Below are 12,453 nucleotides of genomic sequence, written 5' to 3' on the forward strand. Positions count from 1 at the left end.
GCAGGGCGGCGGCGCTCCGGCCGACGACCCGTGGGCGACCGGCGCTCCTGCCGGTGGCCAGCAGGGCGGCGGCGGTGGCTGGGGTGGAAACTCCGGCGGCGGCGGTGGCGGCGGCTACTCGGACGAGCCCCCCTTCTAGAACCTCGGGCCTCGTGCCCCTGGTCGAGGGCGGGTCGTATCCCCAACTTCTTGATCACACAGGAGAAACACCATGGCGAAGCCGCCTGTGCGCAAGCCGAAGAAGAAGGTCTGCGCTTTCTGCAAGGACAAGGTCACGTACGTGGACTACAAGGACACGAACATGCTGCGGAAGTTCATTTCCGACCGCGGCAAGATCCGTGCCCGCCGCGTGACCGGCAACTGCACGCAGCACCAGCGTGACGTCGCCACGGCCGTGAAGAACAGCCGTGAGATGGCGCTGCTGCCCTACACCTCCACCGCGCGATAAGGGAAGGGTGACCGACACATGAAGATCATCCTCACCCACGAGGTCTCCGGCCTCGGTGCCGCGGGCGACGTCGTCGACGTCAAGGACGGTTACGCTCGCAACTACCTGATCCCGCGGAACTTCGCGATCCGTTGGACCAAGGGTGGCGAGAAGGACGTCGAGCAGATCCGTCGTGCTCGCAAGATCCACGAGATCCAGACGATCGAGCAGGCCAACCAGGTGAAGGCCCAGCTTGAGGGCGTCAAGGTCCGCCTGGCCGTCCGCTCCGGCGACTCCGGTCGTCTCTTCGGTTCCGTCACCCCGGCCGACATCGCCTCGGCGATCAAGGCTTCCGGTGGCCCCGAGGTCGACAAGCGTCGTATCGAGCTGACCGCTCCGATCAAGACCCTGGGCGCCCACGAGACGTCCGTGCGTCTGCACCCCGAGGTTGCCGCCAAGGTCAACATCGAGGTTGTCGCGGCCTGATCACCGCGTCCGGCTTGACGAGCTGTTCGGCTTGAAAAGCTGCTTGGCTTGAAGAGCTGAGAGAAGGGGCCGTACCCGTGGGGTGCGGCCCCTTCTTGCTGCCTCGGTGTGGCGCGGTTGAGTCCGGCGCGGTGTTTCACGTGAAACACCGGGATTCCGGGCATCACGTGTTTCACGTGAAACGGTCAGCGGGTCGCGCCCGTCACCAGCCAGCGGCCCGAGCGGGCACGCAGCCACAGGGTCAGCAGCCGCACCGTCATCATCAGCGTCATGGCGCCCCAGAGCGCTGTCAGCCCGCCGCCCAGCGTCGGGACGAGCAGGGCGACCGGAGTGAAGACGGCCAGGGTGAGGAGCATCGCCCAGGCCAGATAGGGGCCGTCGCCGGCGCCCATGAGGACGCCGTCCAGGGTGAAGACGACTCCCGCGATCGGCTGGGAGAGAGCCACGATCACCAGCGCGGGCAGAGCCGTTTCCTGAACCCCTGCGTCGCTGGTGAACAGCGGCAGCAGCAGCGGTCGGGAGATGACGACCAGCAGGCCGAGGGCGACGCCGACAGCGACGCCCCACTCCACCATGCGTCGGCATGCCTGGCGGGCGCCCTCGGTGTCACCGGCGCCCAGATAGCGGCCGATGATGGCCTGGCCAGCGATGGCGATGGCGTCCAGGGCGAAGGCCAGCAGGCTCCACAGGGAGAGGATGATCTGGTGGGCGGCGATGTCGGAGTCGCCCAGGCGGGCCGCGACGGCTGTGGCGATCATCAGGATCGCGCGCAGGGAGAGCGTGCGGACCAGGAGGGGAACGCCCGCCTGGGCACAGGCCCTGATTCCGGCGGCGTCGGGGCGCAGCGAGGCGCCGTGTCTGCGGGCGCCGCGGACGACGACCACGAGGTAGGCGACCGCCATGCCGCACTGGGCCAGGACGGTGCCCCAGGCGGAGCCCGCGATGCCGAGGCCGACGCCGTAGACGAGGAAGACGTTCAGCGCGGCGTTGGCGACGAAGCCCGCGACGGCGACGTAGAGCGGGGTCCGGGTGTCCTGGAGGCCGCGGAGGACACCGGTGGCGGCGAGTACGACGAGCATCGCCGGGATGCCGAGGGCGGAGATGCGCAGATAGGTGGTGGCGTAGGGGGCCGCGGTGTCGGAGGCGCCGAAGAGTTCCACGAGGGACGGCGCCGTGGGCAGGACGGCCGCGATGACGACGGCACCGAGGATGAGGGCCAGCCAGATGCCGTCCATGCCCTGACGGATGGCGGCCGGGAGGTCGTTCGCGCCGACCCTGCGGGCGACGGCCGCGGTGGTGGCGTAGGCGAGGAAGACGAAGACGCTCACCGCGGTCATCAGGAGCGCGGAGGCTACACCGAGTCCGGCGAGCTGGGCGGTGCCGAGATGGCCGACGATGGCGCTGTCGGCGAGGACGAACAAAGGCTCGGCGACCAGTGCGCCGAAGGCCGGGACGGCCAGCGTGATGATCTCTCGATCATGCCGACGGCGGACGGCCTTGGGGGTCGCGGGAGCCTGTGTCATGAGCACCAATCTAATCGTCCACAGGTAAGAGATGCAATTAGCGAGTGACCATTACAGTCCGTCTCGGGGTGTGTGCTTTCGCGCACCGTTCGAAGCGATCTTGGGCCGACTGGGGAAGTTTTTCTTCTGCACAGCCAGTGGATGGGAAAAGTGCAGGTCAGGGGCGCTCTTTCAGAAAGAGGCGCGGCTTGTTCACAGGGCTGTCCACCGAGTCGTGCACAGGTTTCGCGCAGTTGTCCACAGCATCTGGGCCGTCGTCCACATGGCCTGTGGATAACCAGATTGGCTGACGTCGCCTAGGGGCCTACCGTAGTCCGGCGCCCGCTCCGTCCGTCGGTCGAGAAAACACGACAAAACCGACGCGCCAGAACCGGAGTTGGGCCTCTTATTTGTCAGTGGCGTGCCGTACAACAGAGGGGCACGCGAAGGTCCGCTCGGCGGACGGGAGGAGGTGGCTCGGTGAGCATTTCCGAGCCCTTGGACGACCCGTGGGCCGACAGCGGGCCCAGCGATCGTCTGCCTGCATCCCGTCGCCGCGGTGACGGCGGCCGAGGCCGCGACGAACAGCACGACCGCGGCCGGGAGAGCAGCGAATGGGACGCGGGGGGCTCCGCATTCGAGCGCGTGCCGCCCCAGGACCTCGATGCCGAGCAGTCCGTCCTCGGCGGCATGCTGCTGTCCAAGGACGCCATCGCCGACGTGGTCGAGATCCTCAAGGGCCACGACTTCTACAAGCCCGCGCACGAGAAGATCTTCCAGGCGATCCTCGACGTCTACGCCAAGGGCGAGCCGGCCGACCCCATCACCATCGCCGCCGAGCTGACCAAGCGCGGTGAGATCAACAAGGTGGGCGGCGCGGCCTACCTCCACACCCTCGTCCAGACCGTCCCGACGGCGGCGAACGCCGAGTACTACGCGGAAATCGTCCACGAGCGAGCCGTCCTGCGCCGCCTGGTCGAGGCCGGTACGCGGATCACGCAGATGGGATACGCGGCCGACGACGACGTCGACGAGATCGTCAACCGGGCCCAGGCCGAGATCTACGCCGTCACCGAGCAGCGCACCAGCGAGGACTACCTGCCCCTCGGCGACATCATGGAGGGCGCGCTCGACGAGATCGAGGCGATCGGCTCCCGCACGGGCGAGATGACGGGTGTGCCCACCGGGTTCTCGGACCTCGACTCGCTCACCAACGGACTGCACCCGGGCCAGATGATCGTCATCGCGGCCCGTCCCGCGATGGGCAAGTCCACGCTCGCGCTGGACTTCGCGCGGGCGGCCTCCATCAAGCACAACCTGGCGAGCGTCATCTTCTCCCTGGAAATGGGCCGCAACGAGATCGCGATGCGTCTGCTCTCCGCCGAGGCCCGGGTCGCCCTGCACCACATGCGCTCGGGCACCATGACGGACGAGGACTGGACCCGGCTGGCGCGCCGGATGCCCGAGGTGTCGGCCGCGCCGCTCTACATCGACGACTCCCCGAACCTGTCGATGATGGAGATCCGCGCCAAGTGCCGTCGGCTCAAGCAGCGCAACGACATCAAGCTGGTGATCATCGACTACCTCCAGCTGATGCAGTCCGGTGGTTCCAAGCGGTCCGAGAGCCGTCAGCAGGAGGTCTCGGACATGTCCCGCAACCTCAAGCTCCTGGCGAAGGAGCTGGAGGTGCCGGTGATCGCGCTCTCCCAGCTGAACCGTGGTCCCGAGCAGCGCACCGACAAGAAGCCGATGGTGTCCGACCTGCGTGAGTCCGGCTCCATCGAGCAGGACGCCGACATGGTGATCCTGCTGCACCGCGAGGACGCCTACGAGAAGGAGTCACCGCGCGCGGGCGAGGCCGACATCATCGTGGGCAAGCACCGTAACGGCCCGACCGCGACGATCACGGTCGCCTTCCAGGGCCACTACTCGCGCTTCGTCGACATGGCGCAGACCTGATCCCTCCGCTCCCCGGGCCATATGCGCTCGACTCCCCGGGGCTCCTCGGGGTGGACTGGGGCAATGACGACACCTCAGGAAGAGTTGCTGCCGGGCACCCGGCGGGCATTGCTGCACCGGATCGCCGTGGCCCAGTCCGAGGGGCGTACGCCTTCGCTTGTCGCGGCGGTCGTACGGGACGGGCGCACGGTGTGGCACGGGGCCCGCAGTTGTGTGGACGGGGAGGTGCCGGACGAGAACGTGCAGTACAGGATCGGTTCGATCACCAAGACCTTCACGGCCGTTCTGGTGCTGCGTCTGCGCGACGAGGGACTGCTCGACCTCGGGGACCCGCTGGAGAAGCATCTGCCGGGCACCGGCGCGGGGGAGGCCACCATCGCCGAACTCCTCGCCCACACCGGCGGGCTGGCCGCCGAGTCCCCCGGGCCGTGGTGGGAGCGGACGCCCGGGGCGCTGCGCCCCCACCTCTCCGACGTCCTGGGCGAACAGCCGCTCCTGCACCCCGTCGGCCGCCGTCACCACTACTCCAACCCCGGCTACACCCTGCTGGGCTCCCTCGTGGAGAAGCTGCGCGGGGAGCCCTGGGAGGACGTCCTGCGCAGGGAAGTGCTCGAACCCCTGGGCCTGAACCGGACCAGCGGGCAGCCGCGGGCGCCGCATGCCGGTGGCTGGGCGGTGCACCCCTGGGCCGACGCGATGCTCCCGGAGCCCGCCGAGGATCTCGGGTTGATGGCCCCGGCCGGTCAACTGTGGTCCACCACCGCCGACTTGGCGCGGTTCGCGGTCTTCCTGCTGCGAGGCGACGACCGGGTGCTGAGCGCGAGCAGCGTGCGGGAGATGCGCACACCGGCCGCCCCGGCCGAGACGGCGGACGTCGTCGACGGCGTGGCCTACGGGCTCGGGATGCAGCTCATCAACTGGGACGGCCGCCTGCTCGTGGGGCACTCGGGGTCGCTGCCGGGCTTCCTGGCGACCATGCTCTTCAGCGAGAGCGACGACATCGGGGCGGTGGTGCTCACCAACTGCACCTCGGGCCCGATGCCCGCCCTGATCGCCGGCGACCTCGTGCGTATCGTCGCCGAGGCGGAGCCGCGCATTCCCGTGCCGTGGCGGCCGCTGAAAGAAGTCGATCCGGCCGTACTGGAGTTGGCGGGGCAGTGGTACTGGGGGACGCATGCCTTCGCGCTGAGGGTGGCGGCCGACGGTCTGGTCTCCCTGGAGCCGCTGTCCGGCAGGGGCCGCCGTTCGCGGTTCCGGGCGAACGGGGACGGCACGTGGACCGGTCTTGAGGGCTACTACGCCGGGGAGTTGCTGAGGGCCGTACGGCGACCGGACGGGACCGTGGACCATCTCGACCTCGGGTCGTTCGTGTTCACCCGGCAGCCCTACGAGGAGGGGGCCGATGTCCCGGGCGCCGTGGACCCGGAGGGGTGGCGCGGCATCGGATAGCCGACGGTGGGCGAGTGAGGGGCGTCTGTTTCACGTGAAACGGGCGCCCCTCACGGCGGCACAGCGGCCTACCGCGCGTACGAGGGCTACAGCGCGAGCTTGAACCCCACGTGGGACGCCGTGAACCCGAGCCGCTCGTAGAAGCGGTGGGCGTCCGTGCGGGAGGCGTCCGAGGTCAGCTGGACCAGGGAGCAGCCCTGGCGCCGGGACTCCTCGATCGCCCACTCGATGAGCTGCGTGCCCAGGCCGCTGCCGCGCTCGTCGGCGTGGATGCGGACGCCCTCGATGATCGAGCGGGTCGCGCCCCTGCGGGAGAGGCCGGGGATGATCGTGAGCTGGAGGGTGCCCACGACGCGCCCGTCGCGCTCGGCGACCCTCAGAAGCTGGTTGGGGTCGCCGTTGAGGCGTTCCAGGGCCGCCAGATAGGGGGACAGGTCGTCGGGCGACTCGCGCTGGGCTCCGAGGGGGTCGTCGGCGAGCATCGCGACGATCGCCGGGACGTCGTTCGTGGTCACGGGGCGTATTTCAAGATCTCCCATGGTGCTCACTCTATGCGTGGACGGCAGGAGAATAGTCTTCGCTTGCAAATATCGCGCGTCTGCAAGTATTGTTTTGGCGCGTAAAGCTCTCCTGCAATCTTCTGGAAGGTGGCATCCCCCATGCCGCTCGCGCTTCTGGCCCTGGCGATCGGGGCCTTCGGAATCGGAACCACGGAGTTCGTGATCATGGGTTTGCTGCCCCAGGTCGCGGGCGACTTCGGGGTCTCCATCCCCACGGCCGGTCTGCTGGTGACCGGCTACGCACTCGGCGTGGTGGCCGGAGCGCCGCTGATGACCGTGCTCGGCACCAAGATCTCCCGCAAGCGGATGCTGATGCTGCTGATGGCCCTCTTCGTCGCCGGGAACCTGCTGTCCGCGCTCGCCCCCGCCTTCGCCGTCATGCTGATCGGCCGGGTCGTCGCCTCCCTCGCCCACGGCGCCTTCTTCGGTATCGGATCGGTCGTCGCCGCCGAGCTGGTCGGCCCCGACAAGAAGGCCGGCGCCATCGCGATGATGTTCACCGGTCTGACCGTCGCCAACGTCGTGGGCGTGCCGCTCGGCACCTTCGTCGGGCAGTCCGTCGGCTGGCGGGTCACCTTCGGCATCGTCGCCGCGCTCGGCGTGGTCGGCCTCGCCGGGATCGCCCGGCTCGTCCCCGATCTGCCCCGGCCGGAGGGCGTACGGCTGCGCCACGAGCTGGCCGCCTTCAAGAACACCCAGGTCCTGCTGGCGATGGCGATGACCGTGCTCGGCTTCGGCGGTGTCTTCGCGGCCATCACCTACATCGCGCCGATGATGACCCACGCCGCCGGCTTCGCCGAGGGCTCGGTCACCTGGCTGCTGGTTCTCTTCGGGCTCGGCATGGTCGGCGGCAACCTCGTCGGCGGCCGGTTCGCCGACCGCGCCCTGATGCCGCTGCTGTACGTCTCCCTGGGCGCCCTGGCCGTGGTGCTGGCCCTGTTCACCCTCACCGCCCACAACAAGGTCCTCGCGGCCGTCACCATCGCCCTCATCGGCGCCCTCGGCTTCGCCACCGTCCCGCCGTTGCAGAAGCGCGTCCTCGACCAGGCGCACGGCGCTCCGACGCTGGCCTCCGCCGTGAACATCGGCGCCTTCAACCTGGGCAACGCGCTCTCCGCCTGGCTCGGCGGCATGGTCATCGCGGCCGGCTTCGGCTACACCTCCCCCAACTGGGTCGGCGCCGCCCTCGCCGCCGCCGCGCTGCTGCTGGCCTTCCTCTCGGCCGCCCTGGAGCGCCGGGACCGCACGGCGGGCACCGTGGTCGCCGGGGCAGCCCCGGCCCGGGAGCAGGCCCTCGCACACCGTTGACGGCTTCGCCTCTGGCACGAGCAAGGACGCCGGCTCCCGAAGGAACCGGCGTCCGTCATGTCCGTACGGTTCAGCCCGCCGCCACCGTGAGCGGGGCGAACCGGCGCTGCCAGTCGCCGGGCAGCTCGTCCATGCCGTACGTCATCACCGCGTTGAAGGCGACGGATTCGAGGCCCCGCGATGTGACCCAGGCCAGCAGTTCCTCGTGCCGTACGTCGATGTCGGTGCGCAGCGGGCGGTCGGTGCGGGCGGCGAGGGAGGCGATCAGGGCCTGGGCGGTCGGCGTGTCCCGGGCGATCAGCGGGCCGACGACATGGGTGTGCATATTGGGCCAGGCGGCCGCGTACCCGGTGATCCGGCCGCGCTCCTCGGCGACCCGCAGCTGGTCGGCGAAGGCGGGCAGCCGGGTGATGAGGGGAGTGCGGTCGGAGCCGAAGACCTCTTCGTCGAGCCGGAGGATCGCGGGCAGGTCCTCGGCGGTGGCCGCGCGGGTGGCGACCTGGGGGTCCTCGGCCCGGGGAGTGAACCGGCCGACGACCATCTCGGCCCGGCCGGTGGCCTTGAAGCCCAGCTCCTCATAGAGCGGCCGGCCGTTCGGCGTCGCGTGAAGGGTCAGCGGGACGGTGCCCAACGACTCGACGACATGGTGCATCAGGTGGCGTCCGATGCCCTGGCGGGCGTGGCGTTCGGCGACCAGGACCATGCCGATGGCCGCCAGGTCGGGCCGCTCGGCCGGGCCGTACCGGGTGACCACACAGGCGGCCACCAGCCCGCCTTCGGGGTCGTCGATGCCGTAACCCTGTCCCGCGGTGAGGAGGAACCCCCACTTGTGTTCCTCCCGGGGCCACCCCCGGTTCTCGGACAGGTCGGCGCAGGCGGTGAGGTCGCGGAGCGTCAGACGGCGGATGGGCAGAGCGGTGGGGATAGGTGTCGGCACGCAGGTCAGGCTGTCCGACAGGTGGCCCCGGCGTCCACCTGTTTCGGCTGAGACATACGTCCTTTTGGCCAGGTCATGGCGGACCCGGCCGCCGGGGGATCAGCCCAGGTCCGGTGCGTGCATCGCCCGTACGCCCTCGATGTTGCCGTCCAGATAGTGCCGTAGCGACAGGGGAACGAGATGGACCGAGGCGATGCCGACGCGGGTGAACGGCACCCGCACGATCTCGTACTCGCCGATGGGCTCCTCCACTTCGGGCCCGTGCCGCAGGGAGGCGTCCATCGACTCCAGTCGGCAGACGAAGAAGTGCTGGACCTTCACCCCGGTCGCGCCGCCGTCCTCGCCGATGTGCTCGACGGTGTCGACGAAGCAGGGGACCACATCGACGATCTTGGCGCCGAGCTCCTCGTAGACCTCGCGATGGAGGGCGTCCACGACGGTCGCGTCCGTGGGCTCGACCCCGCCGCCGGGGGTGACCCAGTAGGGATCCATGCCCGGCTTGGTGCGCTTGATCAGGATCAGGTCGTCACCGTCCAGCAGAACGGCGCGGGCGGTGCGCTTGACCACGGGTCGGACGGTCATGGGAGAAATGTGGCCCGGCTGGTTCCACGTGAAACCTCGTGCTTGGTTCCACGTGAAACATCGCGGTCAGCACCACTCCGCCGCCGACTGCAACAGCCACTCGTGGGCCCGTGCGACATGCGGCATCGCCAGTGTCCCGGTGCGTACGACCAGGAAGTACGTCCGCAGCGGCGGTACGGCCGGTTCGTGCAGGGCGACCACCTCGCCGCGCTCCAGCGCGGGCGCGCACAGATAGCGGGGCAGGACCGCGAGACCCGCTCCGGCGGCGGCGCAGGCCAGTACCGCCCGCAGGTCGGGGACGATCACGGTGCCGGGGGCGGCCGGGCGGGAGTCGAAGACGGAGGCCCAGTAGCGGGAGACGAAGGGCAGGGACTCGTGCACCTCGATCACCGGGACGTCCTCCAGCGCCCGCGCTCCCTCGTGCCGCGCGGTCTGGGGGCCGATCTTGTCCGCCCAGCGCGGGGCGGCCAGCAGGACGTGCTCCTCGTCGCAGAGGGCAGTCGCGGTGAGCAGAGCACCGCGCGGGCGGGCGGTGCTGATGGCCAGATCATGATGTCCGGCGGCCAGCCCTTCCAGCGTCTCCTCGGCGGTGCCGAAGGAGGCCCGCAACGCGAACGGCTGGCCGTCCTCGCCGGTCAGCTCGGTGAGCGCGGGCAGCGCCCGCTCGGCGGTGAACTCGGGCGGCCCGGCCAGGTGCAGGGTCCGTAAGGAGGACTCGTCGTCCAGGCCGGCCTCGGTGATCTCGACCAGGGCGTCCAGATGGGGAGCCGCCTTGTGCGCGAGTTCGTCGCCGATGCTCGTCGGTGTCACCCCGCGGGCCTGCCGCAGGAAGAGCGGGCGGCCCAGTTGCCGTTCGAGGGTGCGGATCTGGGAGGTCACCGCGGGCTGGGACAGACCCAGCAGCGCGGCGGCACGCGTGAAGGAACCGGCCCTGTGCACCGTCACGAAGGTGCGCAGCAAGGCCAAGTCCATGCCAACACCCTCCCCTCTTCGGCCCTCCCTCGGCCCCCCGACCGCGCTCAACTATAAATAAGTCGATAGGTCTCTGTCGCTACTGTGATTGGACACTGACACAGAGTCAACTAGCCTTGTGTGCGCGGTTCTTCGCGCGCGGAACCGAAGGCGGTCCGAGCCACGAGGGGGGAGGCTCGGACCGCCGGTTGTACGTAGCATGCTCCGCACCCGGGCGTAGCCGTCCTCCCCCGGAGCCGGTCACTGCGCCGACTCCCGGAGCGCACGCAGCACATCGGCCACCAGGTCCTCGGGGTCCTCGGCGCCCACGGAGAGCCGGATGAAGCCCTCCGGCACCGCGTCCCCGCCCCAGCGTCCGCGCCGCTCGGCCGTGGACCGCACCCCGCCGAAACTGGTCGCGTCGTCCACCAGCCGCAGCGCGTGCAGAAAACGCTCGGCACGCGCGCGTGAGGGCAACGTGAAGGAGACCACGCACCCATGGCGCCGCATCTGCCGTACGGCGATCGCGTGGGAGGGGTCGGACGGCAGGCCCGGATAGCGCACCTTCAGGTCCTCGGGCCAGTCCCGCAGCGCCTCGGCGACCACGAGAGCGGTGGCGTCCTGCCGGTCCACCCGCAACGGGAGCGTGGCCAGGGAGCGATGTGCCAGCCACGCCTCCATGGGCCCCGGAATCGCCCCGACGAGCTTGCGCCAGCGGCGTACGGCGGTCATCGCCGCGTCGTCGCGGCCGCACACATAGCCGAGCAGGATGTCGCCGTGCCCGGTGAGCTGCTTGGTGCCGCTCGCGACCGAGAAATCCGCGCCGAGCTCCAGCGGGCGCTGCCCGAGCGGGGTCGCGAGGGTGTTGTCGACGGCGACGAGGGCGCCACGCGCGTGTGCCGCCTCGACGAGCCGCCGGATGTCGCAGACGTCCAGTCCCGGGTTGGAGGGCGTCTCGATCCACAGCAGCCGGGCGCCGTCGAGGACGTCGAGCTGGGCGTCGCCGCCGGTCGGCGCGGTGCGCACCCGGACGCCGTACGCCTCCAGCTGCTCGCGCACCAGGGGCAGCGCCTGGTAGCCGTCGTCGGGCAGGACGACGGTGTCCCCGGCGCGCAGCTGGGAGAAGAGGACCGAGGAGACGGCGGCCATGCCGGAAGCGAAGACCAGCGTGTGCACGCCGTCCCCGCCGGGGGCCTCCAGCTCGCCGACCGCCCGTTCCAGACGGGTCCAGGTCGGGTTCTCGTCGCGGCCGTAGGTGTACGGGCCGGTCGGGTCGCCGGGCAGGTGGAAGTGGGCCGCGAACACCGGTCCGGGCAGGGCCGGCTCGTGCTTGACCGGGTCCGGCAGCCCGGCGCGCACCGCACGGGTGCCCTCCCCGAGGGGCCGCGCGGCCCCGCTCACGCCGCCCGCCCCCGAACGGCCTCGCGCACGGCGTCGAGCAGCCCGGCGCTCGCCGCCTCGACCATCTCCAGACACTCCTCGAAGCCGTCCATGCCCCCGTAGTACGGGTCAGGCACATCGAGGTCGTCGCCCGCCGCGGGGTCGTAGGAGCGCAGCAGCCGCACCTTCGCCGCGTCCTCCTCGCTGGGTGCGAGCCGGCGCAGCGCCTTCAGGTGGCCCTCGTCGAGCGCGACGACCAGGTCGAGGCGGGCGAACCAGGAGTGCTGGAACTGGCGGGCGGTGTGGGTGCCGTCGTAGCCGTTGCTCTCCAGCACCGAGACGGTGCGCGGGTCGGCCGGGTCGCCCTCGTGCCAGCCGCCGGTGCCGGCGCTGTCGACCTCGACCAGGCCGTCCAGCCCGGCCTCGGCCACCCGCTCCCGGAAGACCGACTCGGCCATCGGGGAACGGCAGATGTTGCCCGTGCAGACGAAACAGACGCGGTACGTCATCGGCGCTCAGTCCCCGTCGGGCAGGAACGCGTTGAGCGCCCAGGAGACCACGGAGATGATCAGGCCGCCGAGCACCGCGGTCCAGAAACCGTCGACATGGAAGCTCAGGTCCAGCTTGTCGGCGAGCCACGAGGTCAGCAGCAGCATCAGCGCGTTCACGATCAGGGTGAACAGGCCGAGCGTGAGCACGAGCAGCGGCAGGCTCAGCAGCGTCACGAGCGGCTTCACCACCACGTTGACCAGCCCGAAGATCAGCGCGACCAGGAGCAGGGTGCCGACCTTCTTGCCGGTGCTGTCACCGGTGAGGGTGATCTTGTCCAGCAGCCATACGGCGACCGCCAGGGCGCCCGCGTTGGCGATCGTCTTGACTACGAAATTCTTCATGTGTCTGATCGTGGCAGAC

General features: G+C 70.2%; 13 protein-coding genes and 1 pseudogene. 6 read left to right on the top strand and 8 right to left on the bottom strand.

Translation table 11 applies throughout. The annotated features are described in order from the left end of the window. The 3 genes and pseudogenes from GA0115233_RS41870 to rplI all read left to right on the top strand — a co-directional run. Positions 1 to 139, top strand: a pseudogene (locus tag GA0115233_RS41870) (single-stranded DNA-binding protein); the annotation flags it as partial. A gap of 72 nt (positions 140 to 211) precedes the next feature. Beyond that, positions 212 to 448: a 30S ribosomal protein S18 gene (gene rpsR, locus GA0115233_RS25625; protein ID WP_003949403.1), complete on the top strand. Its 237-nt coding sequence runs from the start codon at positions 212 to 214 to the stop codon at positions 446 to 448. Positions 449 to 466: 18 nt separating this feature from the next. Next, a complete protein-coding gene (rplI, locus tag GA0115233_RS25630; RefSeq protein ID WP_093722657.1) occupies positions 467 to 913 on the top strand; it encodes a 50S ribosomal protein L9 in 447 nt (148 codons plus the stop codon). Positions 914 to 1,098: 185 nt separating this feature from the next. On the opposite strand, the gene GA0115233_RS25635 is transcribed toward rplI, so the two are convergent. After that, positions 1,099 to 2,436 (bottom strand): MATE family efflux transporter, encoded by a 1,338-nt coding sequence (locus tag GA0115233_RS25635; protein WP_093722700.1) that lies wholly within the window; start codon positions 2,434 to 2,436, stop codon positions 1,099 to 1,101. A 459-nt stretch (positions 2,437 to 2,895) separates the two neighbouring features. Here GA0115233_RS25635 and dnaB point away from each other — a divergent pair, with 459 nt between their 5' ends. Further along, the gene (dnaB, locus tag GA0115233_RS25640) at positions 2,896 to 4,374 is read left to right on the top strand and encodes a replicative DNA helicase (RefSeq protein WP_093722658.1); all 1,479 of its coding nucleotides are present in this window, start codon (positions 2,896 to 2,898) and stop codon (positions 4,372 to 4,374) included. 63 nt (positions 4,375 to 4,437) lie between these two features. Next, positions 4,438 to 5,823, top strand: a complete 1,386-nt coding sequence (locus tag GA0115233_RS25645; protein ID WP_093722659.1) for a serine hydrolase domain-containing protein — start codon at positions 4,438 to 4,440, stop codon at positions 5,821 to 5,823. A gap of 86 nt (positions 5,824 to 5,909) precedes the next feature. Here GA0115233_RS25645 and GA0115233_RS25650 read toward each other — a convergent pair whose 3' ends face one another. Further along, on the bottom strand, positions 5,910 to 6,362 hold the full coding sequence (locus GA0115233_RS25650) for a GNAT family N-acetyltransferase (protein ID WP_093722660.1): 453 nt from the start codon (positions 6,360 to 6,362) through the stop codon (positions 5,910 to 5,912). A gap of 120 nt (positions 6,363 to 6,482) precedes the next feature. On the opposite strand from GA0115233_RS25650, the gene GA0115233_RS25655 reads away from it, so the two are divergent. Continuing rightward, positions 6,483 to 7,691: an MFS transporter gene (locus GA0115233_RS25655; RefSeq protein WP_093722661.1), complete on the top strand. Its 1,209-nt coding sequence runs from the start codon at positions 6,483 to 6,485 to the stop codon at positions 7,689 to 7,691. 70 nt (positions 7,692 to 7,761) lie between these two features. Here the strand turns inward: GA0115233_RS25655 and GA0115233_RS25660 are convergent, their stop codons facing one another. From GA0115233_RS25660 to GA0115233_RS25685, 6 genes are all read right to left on the bottom strand, one after another. After that, positions 7,762 to 8,628: a GNAT family N-acetyltransferase gene (locus GA0115233_RS25660; RefSeq protein ID WP_093722662.1), complete on the bottom strand. Its 867-nt coding sequence runs from the start codon at positions 8,626 to 8,628 to the stop codon at positions 7,762 to 7,764. 99 nt (positions 8,629 to 8,727) lie between these two features. After that, a complete protein-coding gene (locus GA0115233_RS25665; RefSeq protein WP_093722663.1) occupies positions 8,728 to 9,210 on the bottom strand; it encodes an NUDIX domain-containing protein in 483 nt (160 codons plus the stop codon). A 66-nt stretch (positions 9,211 to 9,276) separates the two neighbouring features. Then, a complete protein-coding gene (locus tag GA0115233_RS25670; protein WP_093722664.1) occupies positions 9,277 to 10,182 on the bottom strand; it encodes a LysR family transcriptional regulator in 906 nt (301 codons plus the stop codon). A gap of 240 nt (positions 10,183 to 10,422) precedes the next feature. Then, positions 10,423 to 11,562 (bottom strand): cystathionine gamma-lyase, encoded by a 1,140-nt coding sequence (locus GA0115233_RS25675; RefSeq protein WP_093722665.1) that lies wholly within the window; start codon positions 11,560 to 11,562, stop codon positions 10,423 to 10,425. Further along, on the bottom strand, positions 11,559 to 12,050 hold the full coding sequence (locus GA0115233_RS25680; protein ID WP_093722666.1) for a low molecular weight protein-tyrosine-phosphatase: 492 nt from the start codon (positions 12,048 to 12,050) through the stop codon (positions 11,559 to 11,561). The genes GA0115233_RS25675 and GA0115233_RS25680 overlap by 4 nt, the downstream gene beginning before the upstream one ends. A 6-nt stretch (positions 12,051 to 12,056) precedes the next feature. After that, the gene (locus GA0115233_RS25685) at positions 12,057 to 12,434 is read right to left on the bottom strand and encodes a phage holin family protein (RefSeq protein ID WP_093722667.1); all 378 of its coding nucleotides are present in this window, start codon (positions 12,432 to 12,434) and stop codon (positions 12,057 to 12,059) included. Positions 12,435 to 12,453 lie beyond the last annotated feature (19 nt).

It is taken from the genome of Streptomyces sp. DI166 (genome assembly GCF_900091315.1).
Lineage (GTDB): Bacteria > Actinomycetota > Actinomycetes > Streptomycetales > Streptomycetaceae > Streptomyces > Streptomyces fuscus.